Raw genomic sequence first — 21,753 nt, 5'->3', positions numbered from 1 at the left:
CCCAACGCCCCAGAGGGGGACGCAAGGCCTCCACCCTCACCTTCGAGCAGCCGCATCCATCATGAGTCTCTTCTCCGCCGTAGAAATGGCCCCCCGGGACCCCATCCTGGGCCTCAACGAAGCGTTCAATGCCGATCCCCGTCCCACCAAGGTGAACCTGGGCGTGGGCGTCTACTACAACGAAGAAGGCCGCATTCCGCTGCTGCGCGCCGTCGCCGAGGCCGAGAAGGCCCGCCTGGCGGCCCACGCCCCACGCGGCTACCTGCCGATCGAAGGTATCGCCGCCTATGACCAGGCGGTGCAGAAACTGCTGTTCGGCAACGACTCCGCGCTGCTCGCCGAGGGGCGCGCGGTCACCACCCAGGCCCTGGGCGGCACCGGCGCGTTGAAGATTGGCGCCGACTTCCTCAAGCGCTTGCTGCCGAATGCCGTGGTGGCCATCAGCAACCCGAGCTGGGAAAACCACCGCGCGCTATTCGAGGCGGCCGGCTTCCCGGTGCAGAACTACCGCTACTACGACCCGGCCAGCCACGGCGTGGATCGCGCCGGCCTGCTGGAAGACCTGCGCGCCCTGCCGGCCCGCTCCATCGTGGTGCTGCACGCCTGCTGCCACAACCCGACCGGCGTGGACCTCAAGCCCGAGGACTGGAAAGCCGTGCTGGAGGTGCTGCGTGAGCGCGAGCACGTGCCCTTCCTGGACATCGCCTATCAAGGCTTCGGCGACGGCATCGATCAGGACGCCGAAGCGGTGCGCCTGTTCGCCGCCTCCGGCCTGCAGTTCTTCGTCTCCAGCTCCTTCTCCAAATCCTTCTCGCTGTACGGCGAGCGCGTCGGCGCCCTGTCCATCGTCACCGCCTCGAAGGACGAGGCCGTCCGCGTGCTGTCGCAGGTCAAGCGGGTAATCCGCACCAACTACTCCAACCCGCCGACTCACGGCGCCAGCGTGGTCTCCGCGGTGCTCAACAGCCCCGAGCTTCGCGCCCTGTGGGAAGAGGAACTGGGCGAGATGCGCGAGCGCATCCGCAACATGCGCCTGGCCATGGTCAAGCAGCTGGCCGAACTGGGCGCCAAGCGCGACTTCGGCTTCGTCACCGAACAGCGCGGCATGTTCTCCTACTCGGGCCTGACCGCCGAGCAGGTGGAGCGCCTGAAGAGCGAGTTCGGCATCTACGCAGTGGGGACCGGGCGCATCTGCGTCGCCGCGCTGAACGACAGCAATCTGGACGCGGTCACCCGCGCCATCGCACAGGTACTGTGAAAAAAAATCCGCTGAGGGAAGTCGGCAACGCTTGACTTCCCCTTTTTAATCAGTAGGATACGCACCGTTGTTCCGCGATAGCTCAGTCGGTAGAGCAAGTGACTGTTAATCACTGGGTCCCTGGTTCGAGTCCAGGTCGCGGAGCCAAACTTCAAAGCCCTGAGTGAAAGCTCGGGGCTTTTTCATTGGCGGCTCTGGAACTCTCACCAGGGACTGCGTCCCCGGTTATTCGGCCCTAACGGGCCTCCCCCCCTGCGGGGCTGCGTCTAAGCGCGTTCGGCTTGCGCCGTCGAGCCCGGATCGCCGAGCCAAGCTCGTAAGCCACGAATGAAAGCGCGGGGCTTGCGGTTTTCCGGCCGCAGGCTGCCCGCGCCGACCATTCGACCCTGCGCTTCCACGCCCTGCCGCACCGGCGCCTGCCCTCTCCGCGCGAGACGCTGCCGGCATGGAGCGGAACGGCCACTCACAACCGCCGCAGATGGCAGGTCACTTCCTCGCGGTCGTGGTAGAGCTGTTTGCAGCCGATGACGACCCTGACTCCACGGCCCTGCAGACCGTCGGCGATGCGCTCCAGCAGGCGGCGCACCTCGGCGTAACGCTGCTTCATCGGCAGCTTGAGGTTGACCACCGCCTCGCGGCACAGCCCCTCGCCCAGCCAGGTCTCGATCAGCGCCGCGGTGCGCGCCGGCTTCTCGACGATGTCGCAGACCATCCAGTCCACCGGCTTGCGAGGACGGAACACGAAGCCGTCGGCGCGCAGGTGCTCGACCAGCCCGGAGTCCATCAGACTCGGCGCCATGGGGCCATTGTCCACGGCGGTGACCCGCATGTGCCGGTTGACCAGCTGCCAGGTCCAGCCGCCGGGGGCAGCGCCCAGGTCCACGGCAGTCATCGCCGGAGCCAGGCGGTTTTCCCATTCGTCACGGGGGATGAAGTGGTGCCAGGCCTCCTCCAGCTTGAGGGTCGAGCGACTCGGTGCCTCGCGGGGAAACTTCAGACGCGGGATGCCCATGGGCCACATCGCCGAGTTGTCCGCCTCGGCCAGGCCGAGGAAGGCCTCGCGGCCGCTGCGGAAGGTCAGCAGCAGGCGCGGCTTGCCGGCGTCCTCCACCAGCCGCCCGGCCTTGACCAGGGCCTTGCGCAGCGGCATCTCGAATTTCCGGCAGAAGGTGGACAGCTCCTTGCCTTCGTTGCTGTCGAACACCTCTAGCCACAGGCTGCCGCACACCGGGTAGTCGGCCAGGGCCTCGAGCAGTGCGCCGACCCGGTCGCTTTCCGGCAGGCCGACGAAACGCCCGCGCGCCCACTGGCGGGGGAAGATCAGCCCGGCGAAACGCAGCCGGCGCATCAGTTGCGCGGCGCCGTCGGCCTCAGCACAGATGAACTCCGCATAGGCGGTGCCCGGCTTGGCCTTGGCGTAGCCGGCGATGCCCAGGCCGACGGCGTGCTCAGTGATCTCCGCGCACACCTCTCCCTCGAAGCCTGGACGGCAGTGCAGTAGCAAAGAATTCATGGGAAAGTCTCCTGAGGCCGCGCATGATAGCGGAATCGCCGGGGTTCTGACCGGGCGGACTGGCAAAAGGCGGCAAAGCGGTCTAGCTTGTTGGTTCCAGTCCGTGAACCGGCCCGAGCCGTGAGGGCCTGTGAGGAGAGTCTGCAATGCCGTCCCTGGATAGCTTCAACTGCCGCCGCACCCTGCAGGTCGGCGGTCGGGTCTACCACTATTTCGACCTGCCCAGCGCCTCACGCAGCCTGGGCGACATCAGCCGCCTGCCGATATCCCTGAAGGTGCTGCTGGAAAACCTGCTGCGCTTCGAGGACGACGCCACCGTCAGAGCCGCGGACATCCGCGCCCTGGTGGACTGGCAGAAGACCCGCAGCTCCGCGCACGAGATCCAGTACCGCCCGGCCCGGGTGCTGATGCAGGACTTCACCGGCGTGCCGGCAGTGGTCGACCTGGCGGCGATGCGCGCGGCCATGGCCGCGGCCGGTGGCGATCCGCAGAAGATCAACCCGCTGTCGCCGGTGGATCTGGTCATCGACCACTCGGTGATGGTCGACCGCTATGCCTCGCCGCAGGCCTTCGCCGACAACGTGGCCCTGGAGATGCGCCGCAACGGTGAGCGCTACAGCTTCCTGCGCTGGGGCCAGCACGCCTTCGCCAACTTCCGCGTGGTGCCGCCGGGCACCGGCATCTGCCACCAGGTCAACCTGGAGTACCTGGCCCGCACCGTGTGGACCCGGGAAGAAGACGGCCGGCTGTACGCCTTCCCCGACACCCTGGTCGGCACCGACTCGCACACCACGATGATCAACGGTCTCGGCGTGCTCGGCTGGGGCGTCGGCGGCATCGAGGCGGAAGCGGCCATGCTCGGCCAGCCGGTATCCATGCTGATTCCCGAGGTGATCGGCTTCAAGCTCACCGGCAGGCTGCGCGAAGGCATCACCGCCACCGACCTGGTGCTGACCGTCACCCAGATGCTGCGCCAGAAGGGCGTGGTGGGGAAATTCGTGGAGTTCTACGGCGACGGACTGGCCGACCTGCCCCTGGCCGACCGCGCCACCATCGCCAACATGGCCCCGGAATACGGCGCCACCTGCGGTTTCTTCCCGGTCGACGAGGTCACCCTCGCCTACCTGCGCCTGTCCGGCCGTCCGGAAGACAGCGTGCAGCTGGTGGAGGCCTACAGCAAGGTCCAGGGAATGTGGCGCGAGCCGGGCCACGAGCCGCTGTTCACCGACACCCTGGAGCTGGACCTGGGCAGCGTCGAGGCCAGCCTGGCCGGCCCGAAACGCCCGCAGGACCGCGTGGTGCTTCCCCAGGTGCCCAAGGCCTTCGCCGATGCCCTGGCCCTGCAGCCCAAGGCTGCCGACCAGGCCGGCGCCGGCAAGCCGCTGGTCGAGCACGACGGGCAGCGCTACGAGCTGGAGGACGGCGCCGTGGTGATCGCCGCCATTACCAGCTGCACCAACACCTCCAACCCCAGCGTGATGATGGCCGCCGGCCTCCTGGCGAAAAAGGCGGTGGAAAAGGGTCTGACCCGCAAGCCCTGGGTGAAGAGCTCGCTGGCGCCCGGCTCCAAGGTGGTCACCGACTACTTCCAGGCTGCCGGCCTCACCCCCTACCTAGAACAGCTCGGCTTCCACCTGGTCGGCTACGGCTGCACCACCTGCATCGGCAACTCCGGGCCGCTGCTCGAGCCCATCGAGAAGGCCATCCAGCAGGCCGACCTGACGGTCGCCTCGGTGCTTTCCGGCAACCGCAACTTCGAGGGCCGCGTGCATCCACTGGTGAAGACCAACTGGCTGGCCTCGCCGCCTTTGGTGGTGGCCTTTGCCCTGGCCGGCAGCGTGCGCCTCGACCTCAGTCGCGAACCGCTGGGCACCGGCAAGGACGGCCAGCCGGTGTACCTGCACGACATCTGGCCTAGCCAGGCGGAGATCGCCGCGGCCATCGCCCGGGTCGACAGCGGCATGTTCCGCAAGGAATACGCCGAGGTGTTCGCCGGCGACGCCCAGTGGCAGGCCATCCAGGTGCCGCAGAGCGACACCTACCTGTGGCAGGCGGACTCCACCTACATCCGCCAGCCGCCCTTTTTCGAGAACATCGCCGGCGACCCGCCGCACATCGGCGACATCCACCAGGCGCGCATCCTCGCCGTGCTCGGCGACTCGGTAACCACCGACCACATATCCCCGGCCGGCAACATCAAGGCCGACAGCCCGGCCGGTCGTTACCTGCGCGAGCACGGCGTGGCGCCGGAAGACTTCAACTCCTACGGCTCGCGGCGCGGCAACCACGAGGTGATGATGCGCGGCACCTTCGCCAACATCCGCATCCGGAACGAGATGCTCGGGGGCGAGGAAGGCGGCTACACCCTGCACCTCCCCAGCGGCGAGAAGCTGGCGATCTACGACGCGGCGATGCGTTACCAGGAGGCCGGCACGCCGCTGGTGATCGTCGCCGGCAAGGAATACGGCACCGGCTCGTCGCGCGACTGGGCGGCCAAGGGCACCAACCTGCTGGGCGTGAAGGCGGTGCTCGCCGAGAGCTTCGAGCGCATCCACCGCTCCAACCTGGTGGGCATGGGCGTGCTACCGCTGCAGTTCCTGCCCGGCCAGGACCGCCGCTCCCTGGGGCTTTCCGGCCAGGAAACGCTGGACATCCGCGGGCTAGACGGCGTCGAGTTGCATCCGAAGATGCGCCTGACCGTGGAGGTGCACCGCCCGGACGGCACCCGCAGCAGCTTCGAGGTGCTCTGCCGCATCGACACCCTCAACGAGGTGGAGTACTTCAAGGCCGGCGGCATCCTCCACTACGTGCTGCGGCAGATGATCGGCCGCTGATCCGCCCCACAGAGACCGGACGCTGGATCAGGGAAGATCCATACGCCAGGAGAATGTGACGCGATTCAGAAAACGTATACACTCGCCGGCCCTTGGCAGCCCTCAACTCCAATAGCCTGCTGCCGATAACAGGGAACCACCACACGGACCCTTGCCATGCGTAACAACCAGCCGGTCACCCAGCGCGAGCGAACGTTTTCCGCCCAGCAGCGCCTGATCTCCACCACCAACCTCAAGGGCCAGATCCTCTACTGCAACGACGCCTTCGTCGACATCAGCGGTTTCAGCCGGGAGGAACTGGTCGGCTCGCCACACAACATCGTGCGCCATCCGGACGTACCGCCGGCCGTGTTCGCCCACATGTGGCGCACTCTGCAGAAGGGCCGCCCGTGGATGGGCATCGTCAAGAACCGCAGCAAGAACGGCGACCACTACTGGGTGAATGCCTACGTCACCCCGATGCTGGAGAACGGCCAGGTGGTGGGCTACGAGTCCGTGCGCGTCAAGCCCACCGCCGAGCAGGTGCGCCGCGCCGAGGCCCTGTACCGGCGGATCAATGCCGGCAGACCGGCCATCCCCCACCAGGACCGCTGGCTACCGATCCTCCAGGCCTGGCTGCCGTTCATCCTGGTTAGCCAGATCGGCTTCCTCATCGGCCACTTCATCGGCAGCACCTGGGGCTTCCTGATCGCCGCCCTGCTCTCCGTGCCGCTGGGCATGCTCGGCCTGATCTGGCAGTCGCGCGGCGTGCGCCGCCTGCTGCGCATCGCCGATCAGGTCACCTCGGACCCGCTGATCGCCCAGATGTACACCGACAGCCGCGGCGCCGAAGCCCGCCTGGAAATGGCCATGCTCAGCCAGGACGCGCGCCTGAAGACCTGCCTGACCCGCCTGCAGGACACTGCCGAGCAGTTGACCCGTCAGGCCGACCAGGCCAACCAGCTGGCACAGAACAGCTCCAACGGCCTGGAGCGCCAGCGCGCCGAGACCGAGATGGTCGCCACCGCCATCAACGAGATGGCCGCCACCACACTGGAGGTGGCCAGCAACGTAGCGCGCGCCGCCATCGCCACCCAGGAGGCCAACCGCCTGTCCGGCGAGGGCCGTGCCATCGCCGCCGAGACCCGCGAGGCGATCCTGCGCCTCTCCGAGGCCGTCAGCGAGACCGGCGAGACCGTCACCCGCCTGGCCCAGGACAGCAACGAGATCGGTGGCGTGGTGGACGTGATCAAGAGCATCGCCGACCAGACCAACCTGCTGGCCCTCAACGCCGCCATCGAGGCGGCGCGCGCCGGCGACATGGGCCGCGGGTTCGCAGTGGTGGCCGACGAGGTGCGCTCGCTGGCCCAGCGCACCGCCGAGTCCACCGAGCAGATCCACCAACTGATCGCCAAGCTGCAGCGCACCGCCGAAGAAGCGGTACTGACCATGGAGATCGGTCGCAAGCAGGCCGACGAGGGCGTCGAACGCGTGCAAAAGGCCGACCAGGCGCTGCACGGCATCAGCGAGGCGGTGGCCAACATCACCGACATGGCCAACCAGATCGCCGCCGCCGCCGAGGAACAGAGCTCGGTGGCCGACGAGATCAGCCGCAACATCACCACCATCGCCCAACTGGCCGACCAGACCGCCACCGAGGCGCAGAACACCACGGAACTGAGCCGCGCCCTGACCGCCACGGCGCACAGCCAGTCGGCGCTGGTGGAACGCTTCAACCGCTGAGCGCCCCTTCACGAAGCGCAGGCCTGCCACCACCTCGGCAGGCCTTCCGCTCCGCCGGGCCGTTAGCCGGCCATCCTCGTCAGGAACCCCACCACCGCATCCGCCGCGCGATCCAGATGCTGCGCATGGCTGAAGCCGGATGCCTTGAGCGGCTTGAGGTCGTGGTCTGCAGCCGGCAGCCAGCACAGCTCTATGGCGCCTGACAACCGGTAACCCTCCACGGTCGGCCGGTTGCCCAGGGCATCGCGCTCGCCCTGGACGATCAGAGTCGGCGTGCGCAGTTCCGCCAGGTGCCCTACCCTCGGCTTCTCCGGCTTGCCGGCGGCGTGGAAGGGGTAGCCCAGACAGACCAGCGCATCCGCTCCCAGCTCGTCGGCCAGCAGACTAGCCATCCGCCCGCCCATGGACTTGCCGCCGATGGCCAGCGGCCCGTCCACCCGTGCACGCACCTGGGCATGCACCTCGCGCCAGCGCTCCAGCAGTTGGGCCTGGGGATTCGGCGGCCGCCGACGCCCGTCCAGTCGGCGTGCCGCCATGTAGGCGAACTCGAAGCGCACCACATTCACGCCGCGCTCCGCCAGGCGCTCGGCCATGCCCTGCATGAAGTCGCTGTCCATGGGCGCGCCGGCGCCGTGGGCGAGAATCAGGGTGAACCGGCCACCGGCTGCGGCGTGTTGCCACAGCAGCTCGGCAGGACGGTATTGCCCTTGACCCAGATCAATGTTGGTGGAAGGGGGGTTGGACATGCTTGCCGTGCACCCTCGTGCAAGAAATAACCAATCGAACCGTGGACGGAAGCCAACGCAAATGACCACAGCAACAAGTACCGCCTATCACTACAAGGTGGTCCGCCAGTTTGCCCTCATGACCGTGGTCTGGGGGATAGTGGGGATGGGGATGGGAGTCCTGATCGCCGCACAGCTGGTCTGGCCGGAACTCAACTTCGATCTCCCATGGACCAGCTTCGGCCGACTGCGACCGTTGCACACCAACGCGGTGATCTTCGCCTTCGGCGGCTGTGCTCTGTTCGCGACCTCCTACTACACCGTGCAGCGTACCTGCCAGACCCCCCTCTTTGCACCTGGACTTGCCGCCTTCACCTTCTGGGGCTGGCAGCTGGTGATCCTGCTGGCGGCGGTGACCCTGCCGCTGGGCATCACCACCTCCAAGGAATACGCCGAACTGGAATGGCCGATCGACCTGCTGATCACTGTAGTCTGGGTCGCCTACGCCATCGTCTTCTTCGGCACCCTGGCCACCCGCAAGACCAAGCACATCTACGTGGGTAACTGGTTCTTCGGCGCCTTCATCGTCACCGTGGCGATCCTGCACATCGTCAACAGCCTGGAAATGCCGGTCACCTTCTGGAAGTCCTACTCCCTCTACTCCGGTGCCACCGACGCCATGGTCCAGTGGTGGTACGGGCACAACGCCGTGGGCTTCTTCCTGACCGCCGGCTTCCTGGGCATGATGTACTACTTCGTGCCCAAGCAGGCCGAACGCCCGGTCTACTCCTACCGCCTGTCCATCGTCCACTTCTGGGCGCTGATCGCCGTGTACATCTGGGCCGGTCCGCACCACCTGCACTACACCGCCCTGCCCGACTGGGCCCAGTCCCTCGGCATGGTGATGTCGGTGGTGCTGCTGGCGCCGTCCTGGGGCGGCATGATCAACGGCATGATGACCCTCTCCGGCGCCTGGCACAAACTGCGCAGCGACCCCATCCTGCGCTTCCTGGTGGTCTCCCTGGCCTTCTACGGCATGTCCACCTTCGAAGGCCCGATGATGTCCATCAAGACCGTCAACGCCCTGTCCCACTACACCGACTGGACCATCGGCCACGTGCACGCCGGTGCCCTCGGCTGGGTGGCCATGGTCTCCATCGGCTCGCTGTACCACCTGATCCCGCGCGTCTACGGCCGTGAACAGATGTACAGCCTGGGCCTGATCAACGCCCACTTCTGGCTGGCCACCATCGGCACCGTGCTGTACATCGCCTCCATGTGGGTCAACGGCATCGCCCAGGGCCTGATGTGGCGCGCCATCAACGACGACGGCACCCTGACCTACTCCTTCGCCGAGACCGTCGCCGCCAGCCACGCCGGTTACGTGGTACGCATGCTCGGCGGGGCGATCTTCTTCCTCGGCATGTTCCTGATGGCCTACAACACCTGGCGCACCGTGCGCGCCGGCAAGCCGGCCGAAACCGCCGCTGCCGCCCAGCTGGCCTGAGGAGAATCGCGATGAACAAGCATGAAGTAGTCGAAAAGAACCTGGGACTGCTGATCCTCTGCATGGTGCTGGCCGTCAGCATCGGCGGCCTGACCCAGATCGTCCCGCTGTTCTTCCAGGACGTCACCAACAAGCCGGTGGAAGGCATGAAGCCGCGCACCGCCCTGGAGCTGGAGGGCCGCGACGTCTACATCAAGGAAGGCTGCGTCGGCTGCCATTCCCAGATGATCCGTCCGTTCCGCGCCGAGACCGAGCGCTACGGCCACTACTCCGTGGCCGGCGAAAGCGTCTGGGACCACCCCTTCCTGTGGGGCTCCAAGCGCACCGGTCCGGACCTGGCCCGCGTCGGCGGCCGCTACTCGGACGAGTGGCACCGCGCCCACCTGTACAACCCGCGCAACGTGGTGCCTGAATCCGTGATGCCGGCCTACCCCTGGCTGGTGGAACGGAAGCTGGACGGCAAGGACACCGCCAAGAAGATGGAAGCGATGCGCGCCCTGGGCGTGCCCTACACCGATGAAGACATTGCCGGCGCTCGCGAGGCCGTCAAGGGCAAGACCGAGATGGATGCCCTGGTCGCCTACCTGCAGAGCCTTGGCACCATCATCAAGAGCAAACGGTGACTGTGATGGATATCGGGACCATTCGCGGACTTGGCACCCTCGTCGTTTTCATAGCCTTCGTCGGACTGATGCTCTGGGCGTTCAGCTCCAGACGCAAGAAGGACTTCGACGAGGCCACCTTGCTGCCGTTCGCCGACGACCCCGAATCCATCAAGCACGTCCAGCAAGAGCAAGCTTCTAGGAGTAACAAAGAATGACCCCCTTCTGGAGTCTGTACGTCACCGTACTGTCCCTGGGCACCATCTTCGCCCTGACGTGGCTGCTGTTCGCAACCCGTCGCGGCCAGCGCGCTGACACCACCGACGAAACCGTCGGTCACTCCTTCGACGGTATCGAAGAGTACGACAACCCCCTGCCGAAATGGTGGTTCCTGCTGTTCTGCGCCACCATCGTGTTCGCCCTAGGCTACCTGTTCCTGTACCCGGGCCTGGGTAACTGGAAAGGCATGCTGCCGGGCTACAGCTACCTGAACAACGAGACCAAGCAGGAATTCGCCGACGGCCAGCCGGGCTGGACCGGCGTCCACGAGTGGGAAAAGGAAATGGCCAAGGCCGACGCCAAGTTCGGCCCCATCTTCGCCAAGTTCGCCGCCATGCCCATTGAGGAAGTGGCCAAGGACCCGCAGGCTCTGAAGATGGGCAGCCGCCTGTTCGCCTCCAACTGCGCCATCTGCCACGGTTCCGACGCCCGCGGCGCCTACGGCTTCCCGAACCTGACCGACGACGTGTGGCGCTGGGGCGGCGAGCCGGAAACCATCAAGACCACCATCATGGACGGTCGTCACGGCATGATGCCTGCCCAGGGCCCGGTGATCGGCGACCAGGGCGTGCACAATGTCGCCGCCTTCGTCCTCACCCAGCTGCACGGCCGCAAGCTGCCGGAAGGCGTGGAAGCGGACGTCGAGGCCGGCAAGCAGATCTTCGCCACCGTCTGCTCGGCCTGCCACGGCGCCGAAGGTAAGGGCACCCCGGCGCTCGGCGCGCCTGACCTGACCCGTCCGGATGCCTTCATCTACGGCACCAGCTTCACCCAGCTGCAGCAGACCATCCGCTACGGCCGCACCGGCGTGATGCCTGCTCAGGCCGAACTTCAGGGCAACGACAAGGTCCACCTCCTGGCGGCCTACGTGTACAGCCTGTCCCACGGCGAATCCGCCGCCGAGTAAGCCTCCCCCCTCCCCCGGCTCCGCACGGAGCCGGGCGGAATCCCTCCGCGCGACGTAGCGTCGCACATCCCGCCAGTCCCTCCGGCGTATAATCGAGCCCCGATCTCTGTCGGCATTGCACTGACCGAGGCATTCCCCATTGCCGTGGTACGCATGATGAGCAAACAAATTCCGGTTCAGGACGTGACCCCGCAGGCCAAGCCCGCGACAGGAAACGTCGATCTCTATGCTTCAAGGGAAAAGATCTACACCCGCTCCTTCACCGGCTTCTACCGCAACCTGCGGCGCTTCGGCGGGGCCATCCTGTTCCTGCTGTATTTCGGTACCGTGTGGCTCACCTGGAACGGCCGCCAGGCCGTCTGGTGGGATTTGCCGGAGCGCAAGTTCTTCATCTTCGGCGCCACCTTCTGGCCGCAGGACTTCATCCTTCTCTCCGGCATCCTGATCACCTGCGCCTACGGGCTGTTCTTCATCACGGTATTCGCCGGCAGGGTGTGGTGCGGCTACACCTGCCCGCAGAGCGTCTGGACCTGGATCTTCATGTGGTGCGAGAAGATCACCGAGGGTGATCGCAACCAGCGCATGAAGCTCGACAAGGCGCCGATGAGCGTCAACAAGTTCCTGCGCAAGTTCGCCAAGCACGCCCTGTGGATCCTGATCGGCTTCGTCACTGGCCTGACTTTCGTCGGCTACTTCTCGCCGATCCGCGAGCTGGTGATCGACCTGTTCACCGGCGAGGCCAGTGGCTGGGCCTACTTCTGGGTGGCCTTCTTCACCCTGGCCACCTATGGCAACGCCGGCTGGCTACGCGAGCAGGTGTGCATCTACATGTGTCCCTACGCCCGCTTCCAGAGCGTGATGTTCGACAAGGACACCCTGATCGTCTCCTACGACCCACGCCGCGGCGAGAAGCGCGGCCCGCGCAAGAAGGGCGTCGACTACCGAGCCCAGGGGCTCGGCGACTGCATCGACTGCACCATGTGCGTACAGGTCTGCCCCACCGGCATCGACATCCGCGACGGCCTGCAGATCGAGTGCATCGGCTGCGCCGCCTGTATCGACGCCTGCGACGGCATCATGGACAAGATGGGCTACCCCCGCGGCCTGATCAGCTACACCACCGAACACAACCTGTCCGGACAAAAGACCCATCTGCTGCGTCCGCGGCTGATCGGCTACGCCACCGCCCTGCTGCTGATCATCGCCACCCTGACCACTGCTGTGATCACCCGTCCGCTGGCCGGCTTCGACGTCAGCAAGGACCGCGTGCTGTTCCGCGAGAACAGCCAGGGCTGGATCGAGAACGTCTACAGCCTGAAGATCATGAACAAGGACCAGCGCGACCACACCTACGTGATCGGCGCCTACGGTCTGGATGGCATCCAGCTCGGCGGCAAGCAGGAAGTGCAGGTCGCCGCAGGCGAGATCGTCACCTTGCCGGCGCAGCTCTCGGTAGCCCCGGAGAAGCTGCCCTCGACCACCAACGAGGTGTTCTTCACCCTGCAGAGCACCGACGATCCGGACATCAAGGTCGAAGCCAAGACCCGCTTCATCGGTCCGCGCCTCAACTGATAGCCTCGGGCGCGCCTGGCGCGCCCGCTTCCTTCACGAGAACACCTGAATGCCCGTGCAACCCCAACACACCACCCGCTGGTACAAGAACTTCTGGCCCTGGGCCATCATCGGCATGCTGGCCACCTCGGTGCTGCTTAGCATCAACCTGATCCGCATCGCCATCGACAACCAGGACACACTGGTCAACGACAACTATTACGAGGCCGGCAAGGGCATCAACCGTTCCCTGGACCGTGAGCGGCTGGCCCGCGACCTCGGCCTGCGCGCGCAGATCCGTATCGACGAGTTGACCGGCGAGCTGAGCCTGCGTCTCAGCGGCGCCAGCACCCCCGAGCAGCTGGAGATCAACCTGTTCTCCCCCACCCAGCCGGAGAAGGACCGCCACATCCGTCTGATGCGCAGCGCCAGCGAGCCGGACCGCTACATCGGCCAGCTCACCGAAGCCGTCGAGGGCCGCCGCTTCATCGAACTGCTCGGCGAACAGGACGGTAGAACCTGGCGCATCTTCGAGGAAGAGACCGTCGCCCCGGGCGCCGAGCTGGTGCTGGGCGACGAAGCCATTCCGGGAGCCGAAGACCTGAGCCGATGAGCACGGCCGACGGCACCGCCGTATCCCGCCAGGCGCCAACCAGCGCGCCCCTGCCCTGCTACCACTGCGGTTTGCCGGTGCCCGCCGGCAGCCGCTTTCGCGCCGCCGTGCTCGGCGAAACCCGCGAGTTCTGCTGCCCGGGCTGCCAGGCGGTGGCCGAGGCCATCGTCGCCGGCGGTCTGGAAAGCTACTACCGGCACCGCAGCGAGCCGTCCGCCAACCCGCAGAACCTGCCCCAGCAGCTCACCGACGAGCTGGCTCTCTACGACCGCCCCGAGGTGCAGCAGCCCTTCGTCCATCACCAGGGCGAACTGGCCGAAGCCACCCTGCTGGTGGAGGGCGTCAGCTGCGCCGCCTGCAGCTGGCTGATCGAGCATCACCTCGGGCGCCTGCCGGGGGTCGCCGAGGCGCACCTCAACCTCTCCAACCATCGCCTGCAGGTGCGCTGGGCGGACAGCCAGCTGCCGCTCAGCCAACTGCTCACCTCGCTGCGCAAGATCGGCTACGTCGCCCACCCCTACCAGCCGGACCGCGCCACCGAGCAGCTCGCCGCGGAAAACCGCCGGGCCCTGCGCCGGTTGGGCGTCGCCGGCCTGCTGTGGTTCCAGGCGATGATGGCAACCATGGCCACCTGGCCGGAATTCAACATCGACCTCAGCCCCGAACTGCACCAGATCATGCGCTGGGTGGCGATGTTCCTCACCACGCCGATCGTCTTCTACAGCTGCGCGCCCTTCTTCCGCGGCGCCCTGCGCGACCTGCGCACCCGCCACCTGACCATGGACGTCTCGGTGTCGCTGGCCATCGGCAGCGCCTATCTGGCCGGCATCTGGACGGCGATCAGCGGGCGCGGCGAGCTGTACTTCGACGCCGTCGGCATGTTCGCCCTGTTCCTGCTCGCCGGCCGCTACCTGGAACGCCGCGCTCGCGAGCGCACGGCGGCGGCCACCGCGCAACTGGTCAACCTGCTGCCGGCCTCCTGTCTACGCCTGGATGCCGAAGGCCACGGCGAGCGCATCCTGCTCAGCGAACTGCGCGTCGGCGACCGCGTGCAGGTGCCGCCCGGCGCCGTGCTGCCGGCCGACGGGCGGATCCTCGAGGGTCAGTCCAGCGTCGACGAATCCCTGCTCACCGGCGAATACCTGCCGCAGCTGCGAGGCGTCGGCGATACGGTGACCGCCGGCACCCTCAACGTCGAGGGTCCGCTGGTGGTGGAGGTCCAGGCCCTCGGCCAGGACACCCGGCTGTCAGCCATCGTCCGCCTGCTGGAGCGTGCCCAGGCGGAGAAGCCGCGTCTGGCCGAGCTGGCCGACCGCGCCGCGCAGTGGTTCCTGCTGCTCTCCCTGCTGGCTGCCGCCGCCATCGGTCTGATCTGGTGGCAGCTGGATGCCGGGAGGGCCTTCTGGGTGGTGCTGGCCATGCTGGTGGCCACCTGTCCCTGCGCCCTGTCCCTGGCCACCCCCACCGCGCTCACCGCGGCCACCGGCACCCTGCACAAGCTCGGTCTGCTGCTCACCCGCGGCCACGTGCTGGAAGGCCTCAACCAGATCGACACGGTGATCTTCGACAAGACCGGCACCCTCACCGAGGGCAAGCTGACCCTGCGCGAGATACGCCCGCTGGGTAGCGTCGACGCCGACGCCTGCCTGGCCCTCGCCGCCGCCCTGGAGAATCGCTCCGAGCACCCTATCGCCAAGGCCTTCGGCCAGGCCCCGGAGGCCGCCGAGGAAGTGGTCGCCAGCCCCGGCCTCGGCCTCGAAGGGCTGGTAGCCGGTCGCCGTCTGCGCATCGGCCAGCCGGCATTCGTCGCCGAACTGAGCGGCCAGCCGGCACCGGCGATCCCCGACGAGGCCGGCCAGTGGCTGCTGCTCGGCGACAGCCATGGCCTGCTGGCCTGGCTGGTTCTCGACGATCGCCTGCGCGGCGATGCCTCTCAGCTGCTGGACGCCTGCCGGGCGCGTGGCTGGCGCACCCTGCTGCTCTCCGGCGACAGCTCGCCGATGGTCGCCAGGGTCGCCACCGAGCTGGGCATCGACGAAGCCCGTGGCGGCCTGCGCCCGAACGACAAGCTGGCGGTCCTCCAGCAACTGCGCGAACAGGGGCACCGGGTTCTAATGCTCGGCGACGGGGTCAACGACGTGCCAGTGCTGGCCGCCGCCGACATCAGCGTGGCCATGGGCTCGGCCACCGACCTGGCGAAGACCAGCGCTGACGCGGTGCTGCTCTCCAACCGCCTGGAGGCCCTGAGCGCGGCCTTCGCCATGGCCCGCCGCACGCGCCGGATCATCATCGAGAACCTACTATGGGCAGGGCTGTACAATGGGTTGATGCTGCCCTTCGCCGCCCTCGGCTGGATCACCCCGGCCTGGGCGGCCATCGGCATGTCCGTCAGCTCGCTGACCGTGGTGCTCAACGCGCTCAGGCTGACGAAACCTTGACCCCGGCCCCAGGCTCCGCCCGGCTTCTTATTGCGGTCCAGTGAAGGTAGTCTGGGGCCGCTTCCTGACGAGACACTGCCATGCCTGCGCTCTACGTCCTGATTCCCGTCGCCCTGCTGATCGTCGCGGTGGCCATCTACGTGTTCTTCTGGGCGGTGGACAGCGGCCAGTACGACGACCTCGACAGCCCGGCGCACAGCATCCTGTTCGACGACGAACCGCAGCACCAGGCCGGCGTCGACGAGGCCGAAGGCAAGTCCGAGGACCGGCAGGGACCGCCACGTGGCTGAACTGCTACCGCTGCTGGTTTCCGCACTGATCCTTGGCCTGCTCGGTGGTGGCCACTGCCTGGGCATGTGCGGCGGACTGATGGGCGCCCTAACCCTGGCCATCCCGCCGGAACGGCGCGCCCAGCGGCTTCGCCTGCTGCTCGCCTACAACCTCGGGCGCATCCTCAGCTACGCCGCCGCCGGGCTGATCATCGGCCTGGCCGGCTGGGCGCTGGCCAGCAGCCCGGCGGCCAAGCTCCTGCGGGTGATCGCCGGCCTGCTGCTGATCGCCATGGGCCTGTACCTGGCCGGCTGGTGGAGCGGCCTGACCCATGTCGAGGCGCTCGGCCGCGGTCTCTGGCGCCATCTCCAGCCAGTCGCCAAGCGCCTGCTACCGGTGGCCAGCGTGCCCCGCGCCCTGCTGCTCGGCACGCTCTGGGGCTGGCTGCCCTGCGGCCTGGTCTACAGCACCCTGCTATGGGCCGCCAGCCAAGGCGACGTCCTGCACAGCGGCCTGCTGATGCTGGCTTTCGGCCTCGGCACCTGGCCGGTGCTGATCGCCACCGGTCTGGCCGCCGAACGTCTCGGCGCCCTGCTGCGCCGTCGCGGGGTACGCCTGGCCGGTGGCCTGCTGGTGATTATCTTCGGTCTCTGGACCCTGCCCGGCCCACACCAGGCCTGGCTGCTGGGCCACTGAGGCGCACCCCGTGGCACCAGCCCGCGCTTCCGCTTCTCTTGTCCCAGATCAAAGCGGCCCCCCGTAGCGCTCCGTAGACTCCGCGTCACTGAATGCCTTGAATGCGGAGCGCTGCCATGCTCGAAACCATCCACTGGGACCCTGACCTGATTCGCCGCTACGACCTGCCCGGCCCGCGCTACACCTCCTACCCCACCGCCGTGCAGTTCCATCCCGGTGTTGGCCAGTTCGAGCTGCTCCAGGCCCTGCGCGACAGCCGCAAGGCCGGCCGCTCGCTGTCGCTCTACGTGCACATCCCGTTCTGCGCCAACATCTGCTACTACTGCGCCTGCAACAAGGTGATCACCAAGGACCGCAGCCGCAGCGCGCCCTATCTGCAACGCCTGTTCCGCGAGTTCGAGCTGGCCGCCCATCACCTCGGCCGCGAGCAGGTGGTCGAGCAACTGCACTTCGGCGGCGGCACGCCGACCTTTCTCGATCACGCCCAGTTACGCCAGGTGATGAGCGAGCTGCGCCGCAACTTCACCCTGCAGGACGACGACAACGCCGACTTCAGCATCGAGATCGACCCGCGCGAGGCCGACTGGGCGACAATGGGTCTGCTCCGCGAGCTGGGCTTCAACCGCATCAGCCTGGGCGTCCAAGATCTCGACCCAGCGGTGCAGCGCGCGGTCAACCGCCTGCAGAGCCTGGAGGAGACCCGCGCCATCGTCGACGCCGCCCATGCCCTGCACTACCGCTCGGTGAACATCGACCTGATCTACGGCCTGCCCAAGCAGACCCCGGAGAGCTTCGCGCGCACCGTGGAGGAAATCATCGCCCTGCAGCCCAACCGCCTGTCGGTGTTCAACTACGCCCATCTGCCGGAGCGTTTCATGCCGCAGCGGCGCATCAACAGCCAGGAACTGCCCTCACCAGCCGACAAGCTGACCATGCTGCACAGCACCATCGAGCAGCTGGAGCGCGCCGGCTACCGGCACATCGGCATGGACCACTTCGCCCTGCCCGACGACGACCTGGCCATCGCCCAGGAGGACGGCCGCCTGCACCGCAACTTCCAGGGCTACACCACCCACGACCACTGCGACCTGATCGGCTTCGGCGTCTCCGCCATCAGCCACGTCGGCTCGCTGTACTGCCAGAACAGCAGCGACCTCGCCCAGTACCAGGACAGTCTCGACCAGGGTCAGCTCGCCACCTGCCGCGGCCTGCACAGCAGCCGCGACGACGATATCCGCGCCGAGGTGATCCAGCGCCTGATGTGCGACTTCCGCGTCGACTTCGCCAGCATCGAGCAACGCCACGGCCTGGAGTTCCGCCGCTACTTCGCCAACGTCTGGCCGAATCTCGAGCAGATGGCCGCCGACGGCCTGATCGAGCTGGGCGACGAGCACCTCCGCGTGCTGCCCGCCGGTCGCCTGCTGGTCCGCGCGGTGAGCATGCTGTTCGACCGCTACCTCAACCCGGCGGAGAACGTCCGCTTCTCGCGGGTGATCTGAGAGCCCGCCCCTCTGGATCCGGGGGCGCGTGGTCATTCGCCACTTCCTCCGCGCTGGCAGTCCCGGTGTCCCTGGAGTACCCTTACGCGAAGTCCGTGTATCCCAGGAATCGCTCCCAAATGTCCGAAACCATCAAGGTTCGCGCCTTGCCGCAGGTGAACTGCAAGGATTGCAGCCTGGCCAGCCTGTGCCTGCCGCTGTCGCTCAATCTCGAAGACATGGATGCCCTCGACGAGATCGTCAAGCGTGGTCGACCGTTGAAGAAAGGGGACTTCCTGTTCCGCCAGGGCGATCCCTTCGATTCGGTGTTCGCGGTGCGCTCCGGAACCCTGAAGACCTTCAGCCTCAGCGACGACGGCGTCGAACAACTGACCGGCTTCCACCTGCCCAGCGAGCTGGTCGGCCTGTGCGGCATGGACAGAGAGGTCTACCCGGTGTCCGCCCAGGCCCTGGAGACCACTTCGGTCTGCGAGATCCCCTTCGAGCGCCTCGACGAGCTGTCCGCCGAGTTGCCCCAACTACGCCGCCAGCTGATGCGCGTGATGAGCCGGGAGATCCGCGACGACCAGCAGATGATGATGCTGCTCTCCAAGAAGACCGCCGACGAACGCATCGCCACCTTCCTGGTCAACCTGTCGGCCCGCTTCCGTGCCCGCGGCTATTCGGCCAACCAGTTCCGTCTGTCCATGTCGCGCAACGAGATCGGCAACTACCTGGGCCTGGCGGTGGAGACCGTGTCCCGGGTATTCACCCGCTTCCAGCAGAACGGTCTGATCAGCGCCGAAGGCAAGGAAATCCGCATCCTCGACCCCATCGCACTGTGCGCCTCCGCTGGCGGCAGTCTCGACGGCTGATTTCGGCGGCGCGGGCCTGCCCGGTCCGCGCCCAGGACCGCACCACGATGATCTTCGACGAATACAGCATCAAGACCCTGATCCGCCCGGTACCGGACTTTCCCAAACCCGGCGTGATCTTCCGCGACATCACCCCCCTGTTCCAGTCGCCGCGCGCCCTGCGCATGGTCGCCGACAGCTTCATCCAGCGCTACGTGGAAGCCGACTTCAGCCACATCGCGGCCATGGATGCGCGCGGTTTCCTGATCGGCTCGATCATTGCCTACGAGCTGAACAGGCCGCTGGTGCTGTTCCGCAAGCAGGGCAAGCTGCCCGCCGAGGTGCTCAGCGAGCCCTACCAGACCGAATACGGCGAGGCCTTCCTGGAGGTCCACGCCGACAGCCTGTGCGAGGGCGACGCGGTGCTGATCTTCGATGACCTGATCGCCACCGGCGGCACCTTGCTGGCCGCCGCCAAGCTGGTTCGACGCATGGGCGCCCGGGTGTTCGAGGCGGCGTCGATCATCGACCTGCCGGAACTCGGCGGCTCGCAGAAGCTGCAGGATGCCGGCATCCCCACCTTCAGCCTGACCGCCTTCACTCTCGACGAGCGCTGATGCCCGCCGGGTCCACGTTCGTGGGCCCGCCCCTGCCCGCTGCGACTCCCGCGCCCGCTGCCTTTTTGTCGGACAACACAACTAAAGTTGGCCGCAGGCCGTCCCGTCTTGCTCAATAGTTACATCAGGCAATGACAAAGTCGTCACCGACCGCGTCATGCGATCCATAACAAGAACGGCGGCAGTGGGCCTGCCGCCCCAGAGCGAGGACTCCGCGATGTCGACCACTGCCACCAATCCGCTGCCCAACGCCAGCTTCCCGGTGCGCCGCATGGACTTCAACTTCGCCGAAACCAAGAAGTACTGGTGGAGCGACGACCCCTTCCTGACCCAGTTCATGAACAACCTGTCGTCCCTGTTCCCCTATGGCGAGAAGTTCTTCGTCGACAGCGTGCGTGCCATCCGCGACCAGATCAGCGATCCGCAGCTGAAGAAGGACATCAGCGCTTTCATCGGCCAGGAGGCCATGCATTCCAAGGAACACGCCACCTACAACGAGTACGCCACCGCCCACGGCATCGACCTGGAGCGCCTCGAGCAGCGCGTCCGGGTACTGCTGGAGTGGGTCACCCGCCTCACCACCAAGAAGCACCGCCTGGCCATCACCTGCGCCCTGGAGCACTTCACCGCGACCATGGCTCAGCAGCTGCTGGAGCGCGAAGACCTTACCACCCAGATCGACGACCCGAAGATGTACAAGCTGTGGCTCTGGCACGCCATCGAGGAGAACGAGCACAAGGCGGTCTGCTACGACGCCTACCAGGCGATCGGCGGCGGCTACTTCACCCGGGTGATCCTGATGCTGCTGACCACCCTGATCTTCTTCGCGGTGATCGGTTGGTTCCAGATCCACCTGCTGCGCAAGGACGGCCAGTTGTTCAACTGGCGCTCCTGGAAGCGTGGCCTGGCCACCCTGCTCGGCCCACGCAACGGCTTCTTCACCCGGCTGATCGGCCCCTACCTGGCCTACTATCGCCCGGGCTTCCACCCCCTCGACCACGAAACCAAGGCGCTGGAAAACAACTGGCGGCAGCGCCTCGGCTTCAGCAGCTGATCGCACTCCCGAGTGGGCGGCGTCGTTTCCCCACGACGCCGCTTTTTTATTTAAGCCTGCTCGCTGGCAACCGGGGCGCGCTGCAGCTGACCGAGGGCCTGCAGCACGCTGGCGCCGGTGAACAGCATCAGCACCTGCTCCTCGGCCAGGCGACGGATGGCCTCGCGCTGCCCGGGCTCACTCAGGTAGTCGAGGGACATCTGGAACAGGTTGCGGCTCACCAGATTGGAGATGCGCAGCACCACCTCACGGTCCACCAGAGGCGGCAGCAGCTGGAACTCGAGGATGTCCTCGGCCATGTCGGCACCGAAGGCGTCCATCAGCTCGCGCAGCGCAGCGCGCAGCACCGGTGAGGCGCCATGCAGCTCGCGCACGCCGATGATGAAGGTTTCCGGATGGGCCTCCACGAAGTCGAAGAACAGTTGCACCGTCTCCTGGCAGACCCGTCGGCCGCGGCCCAGGTCGATGCCGAACAGCCTGGGGGCGACCTCCGCCTCGCCCGTCACCGCCCGCTGGGCTGCCTCGCGGCGCAGTTCGCGCAGCGGCTGGCGCAGACGGCCGGCGATGTCGCGGATCAGCGCCAGGCCGAGGTCGTCCACATCCTTGAAGTGCCGGTAGAAGGTGTTTGGGTTCAACCCCGCCTCGCGGGCCAGTTCGCGCAGCCCCAGGCTGCTCAGGCTGCGACTGGTCGAGGTCAGCCGCAGCGCCGCCTCCATCAGCAGGCGCTTGCCGGGTGCGGCGGCATTTTCACGATCCCTATCCATACTTTCCCTACCTTTAGATGGGCTGCCGGTTACCCAGGTTGCCGTGGAGTATACACGTGTCTACATTGGTA

19 protein-coding genes and 1 tRNA gene are annotated in these 21,753 nt (G+C 66.9%); 17 read left to right on the top strand and 3 right to left on the bottom strand.

Going from position 1 to position 21,753, the window contains the following annotated elements:
- Positions 1 to 61 precede the first annotated feature (61 nt).
- Both H165_RS0114365 and H165_RS0114360 read left to right on the top strand, forming a co-directional pair.
- The gene (locus H165_RS0114365; protein WP_026146646.1) at positions 62 to 1,258 is read left to right on the top strand and encodes an amino acid aminotransferase; all 1,197 of its coding nucleotides are present in this window, start codon (positions 62 to 64) and stop codon (positions 1,256 to 1,258) included.
- A gap of 71 nt (positions 1,259 to 1,329) precedes the next feature.
- Positions 1,330 to 1,405, top strand: a tRNA-Asn gene (locus H165_RS0114360).
- A gap of 316 nt (positions 1,406 to 1,721) precedes the next feature.
- Here the strand turns inward: H165_RS0114360 and rlmM are convergent.
- Positions 1,722 to 2,771: a 23S rRNA (cytidine(2498)-2'-O)-methyltransferase RlmM gene (rlmM, locus tag H165_RS0114355; RefSeq protein ID WP_017939637.1), complete on the bottom strand. Its 1,050-nt coding sequence runs from the start codon at positions 2,769 to 2,771 to the stop codon at positions 1,722 to 1,724.
- 146 nt (positions 2,772 to 2,917) lie between these two features.
- Here rlmM and acnA point away from each other — a divergent pair, with 146 nt between their 5' ends.
- The gene (acnA, locus tag H165_RS0114350; protein ID WP_017939636.1) at positions 2,918 to 5,605 is read left to right on the top strand and encodes an aconitate hydratase AcnA; all 2,688 of its coding nucleotides are present in this window, start codon (positions 2,918 to 2,920) and stop codon (positions 5,603 to 5,605) included.
- A 156-nt stretch (positions 5,606 to 5,761) separates the two neighbouring features.
- Positions 5,762 to 7,327: a methyl-accepting chemotaxis protein gene (locus tag H165_RS0114345; RefSeq protein ID WP_017939635.1), complete on the top strand. Its 1,566-nt coding sequence runs from the start codon at positions 5,762 to 5,764 to the stop codon at positions 7,325 to 7,327.
- Between the two features lie 62 nt (positions 7,328 to 7,389).
- Here H165_RS0114345 and H165_RS0114340 read toward each other — a convergent pair whose 3' ends face one another.
- Positions 7,390 to 8,073: an alpha/beta family hydrolase gene (locus tag H165_RS0114340; RefSeq protein WP_017939634.1), complete on the bottom strand. Its 684-nt coding sequence runs from the start codon at positions 8,071 to 8,073 to the stop codon at positions 7,390 to 7,392.
- Between the two features lie 61 nt (positions 8,074 to 8,134).
- On the opposite strand from H165_RS0114340, the gene ccoN reads away from it, so the two are divergent.
- From ccoN to H165_RS0114275, 13 genes are all read left to right on the top strand, one after another.
- On the top strand, positions 8,135 to 9,559 hold the full coding sequence (gene ccoN / locus H165_RS0114335; RefSeq protein ID WP_026146645.1) for a cytochrome-c oxidase, cbb3-type subunit I: 1,425 nt from the start codon (positions 8,135 to 8,137) through the stop codon (positions 9,557 to 9,559).
- 11 nt (positions 9,560 to 9,570) lie between these two features.
- Complete coding sequence (gene ccoO / locus H165_RS0114330; protein ID WP_017939632.1) at positions 9,571 to 10,182, top strand: cytochrome-c oxidase, cbb3-type subunit II; 612 nt, start codon at positions 9,571 to 9,573, stop codon at positions 10,180 to 10,182.
- 5 nt (positions 10,183 to 10,187) lie between these two features.
- Positions 10,188 to 10,379: a CcoQ/FixQ family Cbb3-type cytochrome c oxidase assembly chaperone gene (locus H165_RS0114325; RefSeq protein WP_026146644.1), complete on the top strand. Its 192-nt coding sequence runs from the start codon at positions 10,188 to 10,190 to the stop codon at positions 10,377 to 10,379.
- Positions 10,376 to 11,347, top strand: coding sequence for a cytochrome-c oxidase, cbb3-type subunit III (gene ccoP / locus H165_RS0114320; protein WP_017939630.1), 972 nt, complete (start codon positions 10,376 to 10,378; stop codon positions 11,345 to 11,347). The genes H165_RS0114325 and ccoP overlap by 4 nt, the downstream gene beginning before the upstream one ends.
- A gap of 156 nt (positions 11,348 to 11,503) precedes the next feature.
- Positions 11,504 to 12,919, top strand: coding sequence for a cytochrome c oxidase accessory protein CcoG (gene ccoG, locus H165_RS0114315; protein ID WP_026146643.1), 1,416 nt, complete (start codon positions 11,504 to 11,506; stop codon positions 12,917 to 12,919).
- 49 nt (positions 12,920 to 12,968) lie between these two features.
- Complete coding sequence (locus H165_RS0114310; RefSeq protein ID WP_017939628.1) at positions 12,969 to 13,511, top strand: FixH family protein; 543 nt, start codon at positions 12,969 to 12,971, stop codon at positions 13,509 to 13,511.
- Positions 13,508 to 15,949, top strand: a complete 2,442-nt coding sequence (locus H165_RS18645; protein WP_017939627.1) for a heavy metal translocating P-type ATPase — start codon at positions 13,508 to 13,510, stop codon at positions 15,947 to 15,949. The genes H165_RS0114310 and H165_RS18645 overlap by 4 nt, the downstream gene beginning before the upstream one ends.
- 80 nt (positions 15,950 to 16,029) lie before the next feature.
- Complete coding sequence (ccoS, locus tag H165_RS0114300) at positions 16,030 to 16,239, top strand: cbb3-type cytochrome oxidase assembly protein CcoS (RefSeq protein WP_017939626.1); 210 nt, start codon at positions 16,030 to 16,032, stop codon at positions 16,237 to 16,239.
- Entirely contained in the window at positions 16,232 to 16,915 is a 684-nt protein-coding gene (locus H165_RS0114295; RefSeq protein WP_017939625.1) for a sulfite exporter TauE/SafE family protein, read from the top strand. Before ccoS ends, H165_RS0114295 begins: the two co-directional genes overlap by 8 nt.
- Positions 16,916 to 17,031: 116 nt before the next feature.
- Complete coding sequence (gene hemN / locus H165_RS0114290) at positions 17,032 to 18,414, top strand: oxygen-independent coproporphyrinogen III oxidase (RefSeq protein WP_017939624.1); 1,383 nt, start codon at positions 17,032 to 17,034, stop codon at positions 18,412 to 18,414.
- A 119-nt stretch (positions 18,415 to 18,533) separates the two neighbouring features.
- Entirely contained in the window at positions 18,534 to 19,268 is a 735-nt protein-coding gene (gene fnr / locus H165_RS0114285; RefSeq protein ID WP_017939623.1) for a fumarate/nitrate reduction transcriptional regulator Fnr, read from the top strand.
- A 47-nt stretch (positions 19,269 to 19,315) separates the two neighbouring features.
- On the top strand, positions 19,316 to 19,864 hold the full coding sequence (locus H165_RS0114280; RefSeq protein ID WP_017939622.1) for an adenine phosphoribosyltransferase: 549 nt from the start codon (positions 19,316 to 19,318) through the stop codon (positions 19,862 to 19,864).
- A 217-nt stretch (positions 19,865 to 20,081) separates the two neighbouring features.
- On the top strand, positions 20,082 to 20,918 hold the full coding sequence (locus H165_RS0114275; RefSeq protein WP_026146642.1) for a metal-dependent hydrolase: 837 nt from the start codon (positions 20,082 to 20,084) through the stop codon (positions 20,916 to 20,918).
- Positions 20,919 to 20,968: 50 nt separating this feature from the next.
- Here H165_RS0114275 and H165_RS0114270 read toward each other — a convergent pair whose 3' ends face one another.
- Complete coding sequence (locus H165_RS0114270; protein WP_017939620.1) at positions 20,969 to 21,682, bottom strand: TetR family transcriptional regulator; 714 nt, start codon at positions 21,680 to 21,682, stop codon at positions 20,969 to 20,971.
- Between the last annotated feature and the right edge of the window lie 71 nt (positions 21,683 to 21,753).

Source organism: Pseudomonas thermotolerans DSM 14292 (genome assembly GCF_000364625.1).
Taxonomy (GTDB): domain Bacteria; phylum Pseudomonadota; class Gammaproteobacteria; order Pseudomonadales; family Pseudomonadaceae; genus Aquipseudomonas; species Aquipseudomonas thermotolerans.
This window is presented reverse-complemented; position numbering and strand designations above follow the sequence as displayed.

What these genes read in the sequence shown, in the direction of transcription:
- H165_RS0114365 (WP_026146646.1), top strand. Translation starts at nt 62, where the DNA reads ATGAGTCTCTTCTCCGCCGTAGAAATGGCCCCCCGGGACCCCATCCTG.
- rlmM (WP_017939637.1), bottom strand. Translation starts at nt 2,771, where the DNA reads ATGAATTCTTTGCTACTGCACTGCCGTCCAGGCTTCGAGGGAGAGGTG.
- acnA (WP_017939636.1), top strand. Translation starts at nt 2,918, where the DNA reads ATGCCGTCCCTGGATAGCTTCAACTGCCGCCGCACCCTGCAGGTCGGC.
- H165_RS0114345 (WP_017939635.1), top strand. Translation starts at nt 5,762, where the DNA reads ATGCGTAACAACCAGCCGGTCACCCAGCGCGAGCGAACGTTTTCCGCC.
- H165_RS0114340 (WP_017939634.1), bottom strand. Translation starts at nt 8,073, where the DNA reads ATGTCCAACCCCCCTTCCACCAACATTGATCTGGGTCAAGGGCAATAC.
- ccoN (WP_026146645.1), top strand. Translation starts at nt 8,135, where the DNA reads ATGACCACAGCAACAAGTACCGCCTATCACTACAAGGTGGTCCGCCAG.
- ccoO (WP_017939632.1), top strand. Translation starts at nt 9,571, where the DNA reads ATGAACAAGCATGAAGTAGTCGAAAAGAACCTGGGACTGCTGATCCTC.
- H165_RS0114325 (WP_026146644.1), top strand. Translation starts at nt 10,188, where the DNA reads ATGGATATCGGGACCATTCGCGGACTTGGCACCCTCGTCGTTTTCATA.
- ccoP (WP_017939630.1), top strand. Translation starts at nt 10,376, where the DNA reads ATGACCCCCTTCTGGAGTCTGTACGTCACCGTACTGTCCCTGGGCACC.
- ccoG (WP_026146643.1), top strand. Translation starts at nt 11,504, where the DNA reads ATGAGCAAACAAATTCCGGTTCAGGACGTGACCCCGCAGGCCAAGCCC.
- H165_RS0114310 (WP_017939628.1), top strand. Translation starts at nt 12,969, where the DNA reads ATGCCCGTGCAACCCCAACACACCACCCGCTGGTACAAGAACTTCTGG.
- H165_RS18645 (WP_017939627.1), top strand. Translation starts at nt 13,508, where the DNA reads ATGAGCACGGCCGACGGCACCGCCGTATCCCGCCAGGCGCCAACCAGC.
- ccoS (WP_017939626.1), top strand. Translation starts at nt 16,030, where the DNA reads ATGCCTGCGCTCTACGTCCTGATTCCCGTCGCCCTGCTGATCGTCGCG.
- hemN (WP_017939624.1), top strand. Translation starts at nt 17,032, where the DNA reads ATGCTCGAAACCATCCACTGGGACCCTGACCTGATTCGCCGCTACGAC.
- fnr (WP_017939623.1), top strand. Translation starts at nt 18,534, where the DNA reads ATGTCCGAAACCATCAAGGTTCGCGCCTTGCCGCAGGTGAACTGCAAG.
- H165_RS0114280 (WP_017939622.1), top strand. Translation starts at nt 19,316, where the DNA reads ATGATCTTCGACGAATACAGCATCAAGACCCTGATCCGCCCGGTACCG.
- H165_RS0114275 (WP_026146642.1), top strand. Translation starts at nt 20,082, where the DNA reads ATGTCGACCACTGCCACCAATCCGCTGCCCAACGCCAGCTTCCCGGTG.
- H165_RS0114270 (WP_017939620.1), bottom strand. Translation starts at nt 21,682, where the DNA reads ATGGATAGGGATCGTGAAAATGCCGCCGCACCCGGCAAGCGCCTGCTG.